General features: G+C 42.7%; 16 protein-coding genes. 3 read left to right on the top strand and 13 right to left on the bottom strand.

Annotated elements, in window-relative coordinates; translation table 11 throughout:
* Nucleotides 1-106: 106 nt before the first annotated feature.
* The 13 genes from KXD93_RS13080 to upp all read right to left on the bottom strand — a co-directional run bounded on the left by KXD93_RS13080 (nt 107) and on the right by upp (nt 12681).
* Nucleotides 107-622 (bottom strand): DUF2480 family protein, encoded by a 516-nt coding sequence (locus KXD93_RS13080; RefSeq protein WP_258137561.1) that lies wholly within the window; start codon nt 620-622, stop codon nt 107-109.
* 93 nt (nt 623-715) lie between these two features.
* A complete protein-coding gene (locus KXD93_RS13075; protein WP_258137560.1) occupies nt 716-2815 on the bottom strand; it encodes a peptidylprolyl isomerase in 2100 nt (699 codons plus the stop codon).
* Nucleotides 2816-3021: 206 nt separating this feature from the next.
* Nucleotides 3022-3606 carry an LPS export ABC transporter periplasmic protein LptC gene (lptC, locus tag KXD93_RS13070; RefSeq protein WP_258137559.1) on the bottom strand — a complete coding sequence of 195 codons (585 nt, stop codon included), beginning with the start codon at nt 3604-3606 and terminating at the stop codon, nt 3022-3024.
* Nucleotides 3607-3779: 173 nt separating this feature from the next.
* Nucleotides 3780-5108: a BamG family beta-barrel-assembly machinery protein gene (gene bamG / locus KXD93_RS13065; protein WP_258137558.1), complete on the bottom strand. Its 1329-nt coding sequence runs from the start codon at nt 5106-5108 to the stop codon at nt 3780-3782.
* Nucleotides 5101-5841 carry a type III pantothenate kinase gene (locus KXD93_RS13060; protein ID WP_258137557.1) on the bottom strand — a complete coding sequence of 247 codons (741 nt, stop codon included), beginning with the start codon at nt 5839-5841 and terminating at the stop codon, nt 5101-5103. The genes bamG and KXD93_RS13060 overlap by 8 nt, the downstream gene beginning before the upstream one ends.
* Before the next feature lie 84 nt (nt 5842-5925).
* Entirely contained in the window at nt 5926-6618 is a 693-nt protein-coding gene (purQ, locus tag KXD93_RS13055) for a phosphoribosylformylglycinamidine synthase subunit PurQ (RefSeq protein ID WP_258137556.1), read from the bottom strand.
* A gap of 69 nt (nt 6619-6687) precedes the next feature.
* Nucleotides 6688-7677, bottom strand: a complete 990-nt coding sequence (locus tag KXD93_RS13050; protein WP_258137555.1) for a DUF6427 family protein — start codon at nt 7675-7677, stop codon at nt 6688-6690.
* An 81-nt stretch (nt 7678-7758) separates the two neighbouring features.
* Nucleotides 7759-8742, bottom strand: a complete 984-nt coding sequence (locus tag KXD93_RS13045; protein WP_258137554.1) for a glycosyltransferase family protein — start codon at nt 8740-8742, stop codon at nt 7759-7761.
* Nucleotides 8743-8926: 184 nt separating this feature from the next.
* On the bottom strand, nt 8927-9781 hold the full coding sequence (locus KXD93_RS13040; RefSeq protein WP_258137553.1) for a UDP-2,3-diacylglucosamine diphosphatase: 855 nt from the start codon (nt 9779-9781) through the stop codon (nt 8927-8929).
* 258 nt (nt 9782-10039) lie between these two features.
* A complete protein-coding gene (locus KXD93_RS13035) occupies nt 10040-10570 on the bottom strand; it encodes a DinB family protein (protein WP_258137552.1) in 531 nt (176 codons plus the stop codon).
* Between the two features lie 160 nt (nt 10571-10730).
* Nucleotides 10731-11447, bottom strand: a complete 717-nt coding sequence (locus KXD93_RS13030; protein WP_258137551.1) for a YjjG family noncanonical pyrimidine nucleotidase — start codon at nt 11445-11447, stop codon at nt 10731-10733.
* A 117-nt stretch (nt 11448-11564) separates the two neighbouring features.
* Complete coding sequence (locus tag KXD93_RS13025) at nt 11565-11981, bottom strand: DUF4279 domain-containing protein (RefSeq protein ID WP_258137550.1); 417 nt, start codon at nt 11979-11981, stop codon at nt 11565-11567.
* Between the two features lie 52 nt (nt 11982-12033).
* Nucleotides 12034-12681, bottom strand: a complete 648-nt coding sequence (upp, locus tag KXD93_RS13020; protein WP_258137549.1) for a uracil phosphoribosyltransferase — start codon at nt 12679-12681, stop codon at nt 12034-12036.
* 240 nt (nt 12682-12921) lie between these two features.
* On the opposite strand from upp, the gene uvrB reads away from it, so the two are divergent.
* The 3 genes from uvrB (at nt 12922) to KXD93_RS13005 (ending at nt 15856) form a co-directional block, all read left to right on the top strand.
* A complete protein-coding gene (uvrB, locus tag KXD93_RS13015; protein ID WP_258137548.1) occupies nt 12922-14946 on the top strand; it encodes an excinuclease ABC subunit UvrB in 2025 nt (674 codons plus the stop codon).
* A 359-nt stretch (nt 14947-15305) separates the two neighbouring features.
* Nucleotides 15306-15566, top strand: a complete 261-nt coding sequence (locus KXD93_RS13010) for a DUF4834 family protein (protein ID WP_258137547.1) — start codon at nt 15306-15308, stop codon at nt 15564-15566.
* Between the two features lie 2 nt (nt 15567-15568).
* Nucleotides 15569-15856, top strand: a complete 288-nt coding sequence (locus tag KXD93_RS13005) for a hypothetical protein (RefSeq protein ID WP_258137546.1) — start codon at nt 15569-15571, stop codon at nt 15854-15856.
* The last annotated feature ends 64 nt before the right edge of the window (nt 15857-15920 follow it).

Raw genomic sequence — 15920 nt, 5'->3', positions numbered from 1 at the left:
TCTGACTATAAACTAAATCGAAGGTAAATTAGTATATATGAAGATGACATTTTGTTTACTATTGGGTTTACGAAGTTTGAAGGACCAAGTAAACCCATTACTGGTGTTAATCTCTCTTTTTATAAATTGGCACTGTTGAGCATGGTTCGCCAAACATCAGGCTTTTTACTACCGGGGTAAGCTTTTTTGTTAATTCAACATAGGCCGAAACCGGCACAGGAGTATCGCCGCAGCCCTTTATCACAATGCGCTGATCGCGGTATTGTTCAAGATCAATATTGGCAATGCCCTTTACAAAAAGCACCGTTTCCAGCACATCGGCATCACCAAAAACAACCTCCCTGGCATATGGTGCAAGGCGATTAGCCAGCAGCATATAGGCCCAGGCGGGCACTATGGCATCGGCGGAGCAGGTTACAGCTACGTATTTATCCTGGTATTGAGCCCAGTCGTGCCCTTTAACAAATTCCCTGAAGTCCTTTTCTTTTAATATCAGTTCCATGAAAAGGTTATCCTTTATATCGTACACCACCCTTTCGCCTTCGGGATAAAATGCTGCCGGATCTAATGTAACTAAACCACTTTGTGCAACCTTATTCACGAAATTTTCCTGTATTTCCATAGTCTGTTACTATTAAAAAACCAATCCACTTTAAATAAAAAATCCGGGACTGGCTATGAAGCCATCCCGGATACAAAAATACTTTAAAAGTTACTATAAAAACTTAGCTCTGTAATCTTTTACATTCGCCTTATCTTTCAGGGCATCAAATATCTGTGATTGTGAGCGTTGCATTAGCGCCTGGCTCAATTGATCCTTCTCTCTTACTGCGTTTGCAAGCGGGGCAGGATTTATAAAGCTATCAACACTAAATACAAACACACCTTGTGTGCCTTCAACCGGTTTTGACAGTTTGTTTGGCTGTGATCCAAACACAGTACCCACAACCTTGTATTCAGTTGATGAACCCGGGATAACAGGGTTTGCAAAAACAATATTCTGGATCGGGTTAACCTTAGCGCCTGCCTTTTGAGCAACCTGGTCAATGGTTGTAGAACCATTTAATGCTGCCTGTAGTTTATCAGACAATATTTTACCCTTTACCTGGTTTTTCACCATAGGCTCGATTTGTTTTTTCACCGCATCAAGCGAAAGTATGCCTGCCGGTTTAACTTCCATTAGATGAGCAACAATATTTTGATCGCCGGTGATGTATACCTTGTCAGAGAAATCGCCTTTTTCAGCGCCGAAAGCCCATTTTACAATATCACGGGCGCTTTCAACACCCTGGATGGAACCCGCAATGCCGTTTACGTCGGCAGCGGTTTTTATCTGCAGGCCTTCTTTCTTTGCTTCTGCTTCAAAGTTTTCCTTGGTAAGGTTACCTAAAAAGCCCTGTGCCTTGCTGTATACGGCTGTCTGCGTTGCGTTGCTGGCCTTTAGCGGAACATCAACCAAAGCAACCTTAACTACTTTTGACGATCCCTTAAGATCTTCAATTTCTACAAGGTGAACGCCGAATTGCGAAACAACTATTTTCACGTCGCCTTTTTTAGCGCTGAAAACTGCATCGTCAAAAACAGGGATCATTGCGCCACGGGCAAATGTACCCAGGTCGCCGCCCTTAGCCGCCGATTGCTTGTCGATAGAATACATGTTCGCCATTTCGGCAAATGATTTTCCGCCTTTAATTAATTTCTCAATTGAGTCGGCTTTAGCCTTCGCTTTGTCAACACCGATCGTGTTGGCATCAATAAGGATATGACGTGCCTTTACTGAATCGGCTTCAACATGCGAGTCAACCAGTTTTGCAATTTTATAGCTGCCTGCAGTTAAATACGGGCCAACCATAAAGCCGTTAGGCGCAGTAAACATTACTGAATCCAGCTTTGGATCAAGGCGTCCCTTGTGCAAATAGGTAATTGGCACTTTTGTTTCAGAGTTTACCTGTACAAATAGCGAATCGTTTGTAGATGCCTTGAAGTCTGCAGCTATTTTTTCAGCCTTGGTCTTTACTGCAGCTGAATCGTCTTTCGACGGAGCAGCGTTAAAACTCACATAATCAAAAGTTCTTAATTCCTGGGTAGTTTTAAACTCATTTTTATGCTCATCATAGTAGCTTTGGTAGTCTGCATCAGTTGGTACAGCTTTGCTATCAGGTACAGATGCATAGTCAAGCGTTACGTATTTAAAATTAGCCAGTTTGTTTTTTGCCTGGTAATCTTCTTTAGCCTCAAGCGAGTTAACATACAGGCCGGTAGTTACCAGCGCAACATATTTTTGATTTAGCTTGTTGCCTATCAAACTCTCAATAAAATCGGCCCACTGTTGCCTCAACGGGTCATCAGCTTTCGCTGCTGCAAGGTTAGCCTTAAACGTATTGAACCTGTTTACATCAACCTTGCCGGTTTGCGGGTTGCCGAATGCCTGCACAATTTGCGGATCGGGATTGTTGCCATTAACCATTGAGTTAACTTCATCATCGCCTACAACTAAACCAAGCTTGTCAACTTCCTTTTTCAGGATCATCAGGCTTATGGTATTATTCCAGGTGGTTTCCTGTACATAAGCCGTAATTTGAGGTGTTAAATTATTTTGGCCCGATTGCTGTTTGAATTGGTTGGCATTCTGCTCAAATTTTTTATTAAACTCGTCATACCCAACTTTTTCGCCGTTCACTTCACCCAGCAGGTTCCGATCATCTCTGAACATTGAACCACCTGATTTAACAACTTCGCCTGCAATAAATGCAAGTAGTGCAAACCCAATAAAAAATGCGAGAATCTTCCCCATTCGTTCCCGCAAAAAACCCATAACACCCATATACCTGTATAATTACTTTATTTTATATTGTTTAAAAGAGGGCGCAAGATACAATTTTTAATAAAATTCTATAACACAAATTTTTGTGTGTTAAATTATTAAAAAATGGATCTGTTTGTGCCCGAAATCAGTTTATAAATCATTTAGAAATTTACTCTTCGCGAATTTTGTTCCTGCACCTGGCGCTATAATTCTTCCTATTGTACTTCTTTATCATCTACATAGAAATTCCCGGTCATTTGGTCAATATGCCAGGGATAAAAGGTTTCATTGCTGTCAAAGCCTATCCCGTCAACAATGTTGCCGTTAGGTGATATAATTTCGACAGGCTTTGATGAATGCATTTTTTTAGCGTTCATATCATAAATCAACTCGTCCGATTTAAAGATCTGGCCCTGCGCATTTGTGGCCACCACGTTTTTATGAAACTCAATGATGTTTTCCTTGTCGTGCTGGATGGCATTGTCTGAAACAATGTTGCCGTTCTCCTTTAAATTGATGTCATAGAAAACTATCTTGATCCCCTTTGTCATTTCTTTATAGGGCTTGGGTGTGTCGTCGTACGAGATCATTACCGGGGCCGTAAGATGGGCCTTAACCCTTGCGGAATCACTATAGATTACATCTACACCAAAAGAGCGGGAAATAGGTTTATTCTCTTCTTTAGAGGCTATTTTTTTGATATCGTCCAGGGAGTTTTCACATGCGCTCAATAACACCAGCGCGCAAATAACCAATACTGGTGTGTACAGGTGCGATAACTTTATTGTGCGACTATGCATGGCTGTGAATGTAGGAACTTAAATGGAAAGTGTCAATACAATGAAAACGCGGGGCGGCGAAATTATTGTCCTTTATTTTATTTCGATCTATAAAAACCAATACAAATAGTATTAAAAATAAAATGCCGGTAACTTATCGTTCCCGGCTATTGATCCCTGGTTTTCTTTTATATTTATTGATACTTATATTTCAGGAACCACTTATCGTTAAGCGTAAAGCCTAAGTGGATGTTTATATAGTTTTCTTTAACCAGTCCGTTTTCAACCGTTCCGCGTTTGCCAAGCTCGGCAGAAAGGTTTATTTTGTAAAAGGTGTTAAGCGTTTGTGCCGGCGCCAAAGGCAGCCCAAAACCAAAGGTAACAGCGTAACGGTTAATATTGGTGTTATTTAAATTAAGATAGGTTTCGTCGTATATAAAGCCTAAGCGATAATCAACCCTGGCGAAGTAGTTACGCAATGCATTGTTGTTTGGGGTGATCTGCCCACCTATGTTAAATGTTTTGCTGTTTTGAAAACCTGCACTGGCGCCGGCTATAGTAAGGTTGCTCCATTGCCCCATAGTAAAATCGGCACCAACAAGATAATGTCCGTCACGTTGGTACGATACACCGAAGTGGTTGATCTGCGGAAGCTTGATTTTTGTTTTGGTGCTTTTGTTATTCACAATGGAGTCGGCCGCCGTATTTTGATTGCCGCTGCTGTCATAGGTATACTGGCTTACAATGTACGATTCCGTATTGTTGATGCTGTTGGCTGTTGATGCCGAGTAGCCCAACACTACGTGTTTGGTGTTATCAGCCCAATCAAATGAGTATTGAATACCATAATCATAGTTCAAACCGCCAATGCTGTTGCTTTGTTCAATTCTTGAGTTAAGGGTACCGTACAGTGTAGGAATCTCGGTTGAGCTGGTTTGCACCAGGTTACCAAATATATAAGATATGTTACCGCCTAAAAGCACGTGTTTACCAAGGCCAAAACCATACCCCATGTAAGCCTTTGACAAGCCACCATCGCCCTGGTACAGGTAATTAACGGCGTTGGTATCAACTGCTGATCCAGTTCCGAAGTTAGTGCGAGTTTGCTTGTAGTTATACCCCATCTCGGTGTAAGGCATTAAACCAAAGCTAAGTGCTGAGTGCTTGGTTACAGGAATTGCAAAATTCACATGGCTTAACCTGAAATTGGAATTACTTGTACCTGTTTGCCCGGTCTGGGAAAGACTTACTATGTTTGTGTATATACCGATGTCAAAAGTAGTATAGTTTATTGCACCGTATGAAGCCGGATTAAGTACGTTAATGGTATTGTAGTTGTTTATTTTATTGATAGCAGTACCAATGCCGCCCATCGCCCTGGTCTGCGGCAAAACGGAAGGATCATAGTCGCCTATTCCGTACCTCGAATAGGGTGAGCTTGTTGTGGCAGTTGATTGTGCCTTTGCTCCAAGTGCAGAAACAGCAAGTAAAATTATTATAAAAAACCTGGTATATTTAATCATTATTAGTTTGTATAGCTGCGTTTAATCCTTTGAGAACCAAATGGGGTTCAATTTTTATACAGGGGGCAAAGATGCTATTTTTTAACAGGCTATCAAAAAAAATACTGTCGCCCCCGGTTAGTACAATATTCAGTTCCTTTTCACTGCTTTTATAGCTTTCAATAAAGCCTTCCAGTTCGTATTTTATTCCGTTTTGCACACCTGATAATATGGCTGATGCTGTACTGTCGCCGCCTTTGGCATTGAAAGTTTCATCCGCATTTATTAAAGGCAAGCCTGCGGTATAATTATTTAATGCCTTATAACGCATATTTAACCCCGGTGATATACTGCCGCCAAAATAATTCCCGGCTGCATCCACCCAATCATACGTTATGCAGGTGCCCCCGTCAATCACCAGGTTGTCCTTACCCGGGTACAGGTGATATACCCCGATAACCGCGGCAAGCCTGTCGAGCCCGAGCGTATTTGGGGTTAAATAGTGGTTTGTTATGCCACTTGTCATCCCTGCGCTGAAGTATATTAGCTTAACTTTTTGGGCCAATAAACCTTGCCACTCTTCCCTGTCCTTTTTTACTGATGATATGATGGCCCTTTTTATGGGATAATCAGTAAGAATCTTATTTATAATGCTTGAATCTGCCGGTTGGTAATGCTCCGTTTGGAGCAGTTGGTTATTGTCAAAAACAGCAATTTTTGTAAAGGTATTGCCGATGTCTATAACCAGTTCCATTTTTTAGTTCTGAGTCTTGAGTCGAAGGCCCTGAGTCTTTAATCAAAATCGACTAGCGAGTCACGACTGATGGCTTTAGACTAGTTAAACTCTAACCAGTGATAAAATCGATTCAAAAATTGCCAATCCGTCTTCGTTTGCCACCAAAGGGTCAGAAGCCCGCTCGGGGTGTGGCATAAAGCCAAACACGTTACGGTTGATATTGGTGATACCTGCAATATTATCCAGCGAGCCGTTAGGGTTTGATTCAGGTGTGATCATGCCAAATTCGTCGCAATATTTAAACAACACCAGGTCGTCATCATAAAGTGATTTCAAAACGTCCGCATCGGCAAAATAATTACCCTCGCCATGGGCGATAGGGATCTTCAATGCACGTTCCGGATCAATTTGAGCAGTAATTAACGAATTTGAAGTTTGCGCCTTCATATAAATGTTGCGGCAAATAAACTTACGGTTCTCATTGTGCAGCAATGCACCCTGTAGCAGGCCTGCCTCGGTTAAAACCTGGAAGCCATTGCAAATCCCCAGCACATAGCCGCCTTTTGCAGCAAACTGGATAACCTCGTGCATAATTGGCGAAAAACGCGCAATCGCACCTGAGCGAAGGTAATCGCCAAAGGAAAAGCCGCCGGGTAAAACAATAAACTCAGCACCCTGAAGATCGTGGTCCTTGTGCCATAAACGAACCACTTGCTGGCCCATTATTTTTTCTAATACATAGATGATATCCTCATCGCAATTAGAACCGGGAAATATAACTACTCCAAATTTCATTAATTTGATTTTTTGTGTAATAATGATACAAAACTAATATAACAGTCGTGATTTGAACGAATGTAAAAGTTAAAAAGTGTTAAACTGAAAATAGATGATGCTGATTAGCAGCAGCAAATACAGCGATTCATAGAACCATTTATTTTTTGCATACAGAAAATAGTACGAAAAAAATACCGCGCAAGGTACCGCACACAGTATAAAGTGATTCAAATTAAAGGGCGTTTTTACGTAAAATGAAAGGGCGGCAACCAAAAAAATAATAAACAATAACTGGAACGATTTACGCACCTGCACATAGCTTTTAAAGAAGTTTTGCTGCAGTTTTATAAAGCAAAGAGCCAATATCACTATTACCGGGATAAGCACCAGGTAGCTTAAATAATGAATGTTTATGCTATCCGGAAACTTGGTGCCAAGGGGCAGCCAGATATTGTAAAACTGGTTCAGGCTGTCATTCATGTAATAATATACAGCCAGGAAGAAAAATACTGTCACGTAGCCTACTATGCTTGCCAGGATCTCGCGCCAGTTTAAGGGCCTGAAAATTACCAGGGCTATCCATAATACTAAGAAAAGGTAAATGAATGGCAGGTAGATTACAGAACCTACAGCTACTATCATCCCCAAATCATAGGCGGCCGACTTGGCATCGTTGCTTTTATAAAAGCTGAACAGCTTAAACAGCATCCAGATAACCAGGAAATTGCACAGTAATGGCGGGCTCAATACCAAAAAGGAAGTGAATAGGCCGGACACCGTTATATACATAAGTGCCGGCAAAAATGTGGGCTTGCCCAATAAATTATAATGGTTAACCAGGTGATTTAACAGCAGCGCCTGCGCAAATACACAAATGGAAGCCAGCAAGATATTGTAGGATGTTGATGCCGGGTTTATAAACGAGCCAGGGGCGATCAGCAGCCTGGAAACAGGTTCGGAAAAGGTAAATACAGTTGTACCGGGGCCCGCAAACAAATAACCCGCCCGCGAAACGAACAATATTACTGCGAGCCATAAAATATTAAGCGGATTGAGCGCTTTAAAAAAACTGATCATTAAGGGCCGTTGTTTCTGCCGGCAAAATTAGCACAAATGCGCTAAGAAACAGTTTAAGGTTGCGATTTTATTGCGGATCTGTTATTTGGCGTACTTCTTTACCAAATCATCCACGATCTGTGCGGTTTCGTCGGGGAAGTTTACAACGACCTTATTATCATCACTTATCCAGTTGTTTAAGCGAAAAATAAAATGGTCATCAATTTCATGAATTACAGGTACACCAAGCCTGGAGGCGGCAAGCGCATTGCATTGCTGTTCGTATTGGCCCTTCATGGGGATCATCATTACTTTTTTCTGCAGAAACAAAGCTTCGGCCGGGCCCTCAAAGCCGCCGCCGGTTAATAAGCCTTCGCAACTGGCCAGGCTTTTGTTAAAAGCTTCGTTGTTTACCGGGAAGATCTCCACGTTGCCCTCTACGTAAGGCGTTTTTTGGCGCTTGGAGAAGATCTGCCATTGCTTATTGGTTTTGCTCAGGTATTTGATGAGGAACTTATCGTCATAAGCGGGCAGGTAAACGGTATAATGGCCCAGGTTTGATGTTTTAAGATTGCGGATCTCGCTGCGAATCACCGGCGTATGAATAAAATCGTCATACCTGTCGAAATGGAAACCCACGTGGTGCGTGGTTGGCGAATAGTATTTTAAAAGCAATTCTGCAAAGCTCCATTTGGATGGCCGGGGAGTATTGGGCGACACAAATGAACACTGGTGGCTTAACGAAACTGCAGGAATCTTTTGCAGCCTGCAGGCCCATGCGCTAACCGGTTCAAAATCGTTGATAATCAGATCGTATTCCTTTAGCGGCAAGCTGCGGATGTCGCGCCAAAGCCGGGGTAGGTTCATCAGTTTGAGCGTAGCCCAGTTGTCAACACCGCCGCTTTTACCAAATACAAAGCTAAAGCCGTGAAATTTATATTTAAGGGGCTGCGCGAGGGTAACCTCGGCTTCGGTGCCGCTCACCAGCAGGTCAACCTCACCATACTTTTGCAGCAGGGGCACAATTTCGCGGGCCCGGCTGATATGGCCGTTCCCTGTTCCCTGTATGCCGAAGAGTATTTTCATAGTTAGTTACGAGAGGTTATAAGGGTTGCAGACGTTGTAGTGGTAGAAACCATTAATTTTTGATGTACGCAAACTTGTCGAAATTTTGAATAGGTTGTGTCAAAACCCGATAATAAAATACTAACATTCCAATTTTAGGAAACGTTTACAACACTTATAACGCTTAAAACTTTTTAAACCAAAGTTAATCCTGTTCCTGTTTAAAACGTGCCAACAACAAGCTTACATCCATTTTTGCATCAAGGTCCTCAATGTCTGTTTTGTCGTCTTCATCGGCATCGGTATTAAAATCTGCGGGGTCATATTTAAATATGGTCCAGGTTTTTTTGTTGTATTCAAGCGCAGTAAGGCTTTCCACCCAGTCGCCGGAATTTAAGTAGGTAACGGTGCCTGTTTTTTCTGTGGACTCTATCTGCCTGATTTCGGCGTGATGGATGTGCCCGCAAATAACAAACTGGTAATTTTTATCAACAGCCAGGTCGGCTGCAGTTTGTTCAAATTGATTGATGAATTTAACGGCTTCCTTGAAGCGGGCCTTTACCTTTTGCGAGAAGCTCATTTTTTGCCTGCCCATCGCGGTTAGCAGCCAGTTGGTAAAGCTGTTGATCAATATCAGGGTATCATATCCAACCGCGCCAAGCTTTGCCAGCCATTTTGAATGTTGCATGGTTACGTCAAACACATCGCCATGAAAAATCCACGCTTTTTTACCATCTATATTCAGCACCACTTTATTCATTAACTGGAACGAACCCATGTTAAAGTCGGCGAATTTGCGCAACATCTCGTCGTGGTTGCCTGTTAAATAATAAACCGGGATGCCATCGGTAACAAATTTTAAAATGCGGCGCACCACCTTCATGTGGGTTTCGGGCCAGTACGATTTACTGAACTGCCAGATATCAATAATATCGCCGTTTAAAATAAGAATTTTGGGCTTTACACTCTTTAGGTATTTGAGCAGTTCTTTGGCGTGGCATCCGTATGTACCAAGGTGCACGTCGGATATAACAACAATATCAACTTCGCGTTTTGCCATTAAAATTGGGGGGATATTTGTCCGTCCGGTAGGAGATGCCGGTAAATTAAATAACAATTATAGAAGCAACGATTAATCTTCCTCTTCGTCGTCGTCATTAACTTTAAGTTCAAATGGGCTAACGTAGTATATGCAAACTAAAAATAGTAAGCTGCCTACAACCATATATGCTAACTCGTTATGCATCTGCTACATTTTTTACAAATATCCGAAAACCGGATTATTTAATTGTTAAGACTGTGTTAAATGTAAAAGGTTTCACGCAGCCTGAAATTTATTTTCAATTCGCCCCAATTGTTTTAAATGATGCAATAAGTGTACCCGGATAAATTTATACCATTGGCCGGCATTCAGCATGCCCAGGCGGGGGTGTTTGATACGCGAAGTGGGTAACGAATTCTTTAATAGTGGCGAGGTATCGTCGATGCGTTTACGGCATTTTACCAGCAGGTTTTTAGCGTCTTCCTTGCTGATCTTTTCGGCCGGCATTTTTGCTTCGGTACCTTCGGGTACTTTTATCCGTACAGGCGGAAAGCGCCCCGTTAACATTAAATAACGGCCTATGAGGTTTAATCCCTTTTTAGTAGCCTCGCAGTTGTTATGTGTACAGCGTTCCAAAGCTATTGACGAACCTAAGGTAGCCTTTAAAATATGCGAGTAAACTTCTGCGTACGACCATCCGCCACCCGGCGGGGTTTCGGTAAAAAGCGCATCAGGAATGGTATCCAATTTGGCCCGGTACTCGTCCAATGCGGCATCAATGGTTTTACGCTCTTTATTCAGGTTCATTTAGTTAAAGGTAGGGGTTTTAAATGGATTTGGAATATGTGTTTCTGCGGTAAAGATTCTGTAGGGGCGTATCGCATACGCCCAACGCCGTATCAATTTTCGAAACGATGGATATAAAACGATGTACAGGGCGTATGCGATACGCCCCTACGATTGATGGCTACAACACCCCCATCAACTCATCCAACCCACTAATCTGCATCGGAACATCATCCGGCTTGGGTGCATTAAACGGATTAAAATAAATGGCGTCCATGCCAAAATTTAGGGCGCCGTAAACATCCGCTTCCAGGCTGTCGCCTATCATAATGCTTTCGTGTTTTTGCGCGCCGGCCAAATCAAGCGCATGCTGAAATATTGCCGGGTCGGGTTTATTTACGCCGACGATCTCGGAGATAATAATGTTTTCAAAATACTCACCGATATTGGTATTGCCCACCTTTAGTTCAGATGCTTCCTTAAATCCGTTTGAGATCAAATGCAGTTTGTATTTACCTTGCAGGTATTGCAGGGTTTCATGTGCGTGCGGAAAAAGATTGGTTTTGGTAGGGCAGAGTTTTACGTAATGATCCTCAAAACCTTGCGGCATAGCATCGTGGTCAACGCCCAATTCGGCAAATGCTCTTTTAAAACGGGTGTCCCTTAGTTCTGTTTTGGTGATCTTCCCGGTATGGTATTCGGCCCAAAGCTGGTGGTTGTGACGGGTGTAGGTTTCAATAAACAGAGATGCTGATTGCAGGCCGATCTCCCTTAAGCTATAAATATCATAAAGTTCATACAGCGTTTCCTCCGCATTTTTATCAAAATCCCAGATGGTGTGGTCGAGATCGAAGAAGATATGTTTGTATGTTTTTATTTCGGATGTCGGATTTTGCATTTCGGAATTTTTAGAACCATTGCAAAGTTAATACAAAACAAACTTGCAATATTACATTGAAGGGATGACTTTTCTAATTGCCACTTTGATAATCTAACAAAGAAAAGTCCCCAACGACTACCCTACATAAAGGTCGACGTCAAATTCAGCATTCAGTTCGAGGGCAATTTTATTGTATCTCTTATCCAAATGAATCCAGGGTGTACTTTCATCATTACCCTTATAGGTATATACGGCACAGGCAAATTCACAATAATATTTTAAGCAAAGGGGCTTGAACTCATTTATTTTACCGTCAATGATGTTTAGCATTTCATTCATCTGATCTTCAAGCGAAGCGTATTCGTCAAGACCGCTGTTCATCGACCAAAGATTGTTTTCCCATAGGGGCGATTCAGCCTTTTTAGGGTTTCGCTTTTCTCCCTTTATGCGCACATATACGGGGTCTATCCCAAGCGTTTTGGTTATGGTATTATGGTCAATGTCTTCAAAATCACAGATAATTAGTCTTAGATCGACCTTGTTTCTATTCATGTAATATTAAATTGAAAAATAAATCCGAAATCGAACATCCGACTTCCGAAATTCAATGCACTTTTTCCCCAAACGCCAAATCCCCTGCATCCCCTAATCCCGGAACTATATACGCTTTACTGGTCATCTCCTCGTCAACGGCACATACCCAGATTTTTACCTTTGGCAGATTGGCGCGCACATGGGCAATGCCCTCCGTGCTGGCAATAACCGCAGCTACGTGCAGGTCCTGGATTTCGTATTGCGCTAACAACTCCTTGCAAACCTGGACAAGACTTTGACCGGTGGCCAGCATGGTATCACACATCACCAGCGTTTTGCCGTTGAGATCGGGGGTCGAGATATGGTCGACGTTGATGATGAACGTACCGGTCTTTTTTACTTTGCGATAGGCTGTTGCGAACAGCGAGCACGCATTATCGAAATAATTTAAAAATCCCTGGTGAAAGGGCAGCCCGGCGCGGAGGATTGTGCCTAAAACTACTTCCGTTTCCGGCAGGTTTATATTTGCCAAACCCAGTGGCGTTTGCACCTCATACTCGCCATATTTTAATGATTTGCTCATTTCATAAGCAAGGATCTCACCCAGCCGCTCCAAATTATTGCGGAAGCGCGCCCTGTCCTGCTGTACATTACTGTCGCGCAGCTCAGCCAAAAACTTATTGGCGATGGTGTTGGTTTGATTGAGGATGAAGACCATGTGTTTAGATTTGAGATGTGAGATTTGAGACGTGAGATAGAATTGGATTTCGGACTGAAATTAGGAAAATATTTTAAGCTGATAAAATATTGCTGACATAGGGTTGTCAACATAGCCTGGTAGTTTTGATTAATAAACGAAATATAATGCTAAATAAATTGTTCGCTAATAACACTAACGTCAAATCTCATATCTCACGTCTCAAATCTCATATCTAATTAACTAACTTTGTATTACTCTATGGATTTCAATATAACTTCTCAGTACAGACCTACCGGAGACCAGCCCGAAGCCATCAGGCAATTGGTTGAAGGTGTAAATAACGGCGACCCTTTTCAAACCCTTCTGGGGGTTACCGGTTCGGGTAAAACCTTTACGGTTGCCAATGTTATTGCGCAAACGCAGAAGCCAACCCTGATATTAAGTCATAATAAAACACTAGCCGCGCAGCTTTATGGCGAGTTTAAGCAGTTTTTTCCGGAGAACGCCGTGAACTACTTCGTATCCTATTACGATTACTACCAGCCGGAAGCATTTATCCCTACAACTAATACTTATATAGAAAAGGACCTGCAGATAAACGAGGAAATTGAAAAGCTGCGCTTGCGTACCACCTCGGCCCTGATGTCGGGAAGGAGGGATGTGATCGTGGTGTCTTCCATTTCGTGTATTTACGGCATGGGTAACCCGGAGGATTTTAAGGAGTCAGTGTTCAAGTTTGCTGTTGGCACCCGCATCAGCAGGAATGCATTTTTGCACCGCCTGGTTGAGATCCTTTATTCGCGTACCACTGCCGATTTTAAACGCGGAACTTTCAGGGTTAAAGGCGATACGGTGGATATTTTCCCCGCTTATTTAGATTATGCCTACCGCATCTCATTTTTTGGGGATGATATAGAAGAACTTACCAGCTTTGATGTTTCAACAGGAAAGACTGTTGAAAAGATGACGCACATGGTGCTTTATCCTGCTAACTTATACGTTGCACCGCGTGAGCGTTTTACCCAATCAATTTGGGCCATCCAGGAAGAGCTGGAAACCCGTAAAAAACAATTTATTGGCGATGGTCGCTTTTTGGAGGCCAAGCGGCTGGAAGAAAGGGTTAACTATGACCTGGAGATGATTCGCGAACTGGGTTATTGCTCGGGCATTGAGAACTATTCACGGTTTTTTGACGGCAGGCAGCCGGGTGCAAGGCCATTCTGTTTGCTGGATTATTTCCCGGACGATTACCTGATGGTGATTGACGAAAGCCACGTTACCGTACCCCAGATCAGGGCGATGTATGGTGGTGACAGGTCGAGGAAGATCTCGCTGGTTGATTATGGGTTCCGTTTACCTGCCGCGCTGGATAACCGGCCACTGAATTTCCAGGAGTTTGAAAAACTGGCCCCGCAAACGGTATATGTTAGCGCAACCCCCGGCGATTTTGAGCTGGAAAAATCTGGCGGCGTAGTTGTTGAGCAGGTGATCAGGCCTACAGGCTTACTTGATCCGTTGATTGATGTACGCCCGGCGATAAACCAGGTGGATGACCTGTTGGAAGAGGTTGACAGAACTATAAAAATGGGCGACCGTGTGCTGGTAACTACCCTCACCAAACGCATGAGCGAGGAATTGGCAAAATATATGGACAGGCTGGGTATTAAGTGCCGTTATATTCACTCCGAAGTTAAAACGCTGGAACGGGTGGAGATTTTACGTGGCTTACGGCTTGGTGAGTTTGATGTACTAATAGGCATTAACCTGCTGCGTGAGGGACTGGATTTGCCGGAGGTATCACTGGTAGCCATTTTGGATGCCGATAAGGAGGGCTTTTTACGGTCGGAGAAATCATTGATCCAAACGATTGGTCGTGCTGCCCGTAACGACCGGGGCCGCGTTATCATGTACGCCGATAAAATTACCGACTCGATGCAGATGACGATGGATGAAACCGACCGTCGCCGGGCCATCCAGATAGCTTATAATACTGAACACGGCATTACGCCAACTACCGTTGGTAAAACCCGCGAGGAAATAATGGAACAAACCTCGGTAATGGACTTCAAGGGCGGTGTACAAAAGGCTTACGTGGAAGCCGATATGGTAAGCCTTGCTGCTGATCCGATCGTAGCCTATATGACCAAGCCCGATCTGAAGAAATCAATCGAAAATACTAAAAAGGAAATGCTAGCTGCGGCCAAGAACATGGACTTCCTGTTAGCGGCCAAGTTGCGTGATGAAATGTTTGCTCTGGAAAAGATGATGGAAGAGAAGTTCTAGGAGTGATGTGCGAATGCGTGGATGAGGAAAATGTGCGGACGCGTGGATCTGCGAATGTGCGGATGTTGTTCTCCGGGCGTCATTGCGAGGAACGAAGCAAACTCTGCACAGGACAATCAATGGACCTTTATGCTGATTTGATCTTACAGCAGCTTGATTGGTAACCACAATTTTATTGCTCCATGATCTGCATAGCCTATAGTTTGCTTCGTTCCTCGCAATGACGATGCATGTAATTAAAGGTCAGCGTTCTTAGCTTGTAACAATCGCATCAAGCTTGTGTCAAAAAACTACGCAAAATCATATGCAAACAATTTTGCCGTTATAATATTATATTTGCAGGCTAACTTTTAGTACACATGGCAAGGCTATTAGATTTTATATTACTGGCGATAGTTATTTTATACATTATAAAGGCACTTGTGCGTTTTATGTTACCGATGCTTTTTCAAAGCGTGGTGAATAAGGCACAGGAGCAGCAGCAACAAAATTATCAGCAAAACTACCGCAGCGAGCCTAAGGCCGATGCAAAAGTTAGGGTTGATTATATCCCCGAAGGGCCAAAACATAAGGTTCCAGATTCTGAAGGCGAGTTTATCGATTACGAGGAAATTAAATAGCTATGCTGATCCCGGAAGCTTTTAAGCCCAGGCGGCGGCATAAGAATATGGCGGAATCGATCAAGCTGATCATCGCTAATTTTGTTATTATTTCAGTTGGTGCGATATTTTGTTTAGAACACCACCATATCAATTGGTTCTTTTGGATAATACTTGGCGGCTTGGCTGTTTATAATTTCTTTACCTTGCGTAAGGATCTTGAAGTTTATAACAGGGCAGACAGGATTGCCTATATTTCGCATATTTTTATTTTGGTGCTGTTTATTCTGCTGTTTTATTTTTTACAATAGAACTGTTGGGAGTAAAAAACAAAGCCTTTTTGTTAAACCGCTCTTTACTCCATTTTAACTAATA

Origin of the sequence: Mucilaginibacter phenanthrenivorans, assembly GCF_024721155.1 — a bacterium.
Lineage (GTDB): Bacteria > Bacteroidota > Bacteroidia > Sphingobacteriales > Sphingobacteriaceae > Mucilaginibacter > Mucilaginibacter phenanthrenivorans.
This window is presented reverse-complemented; position numbering and strand designations above follow the sequence as displayed.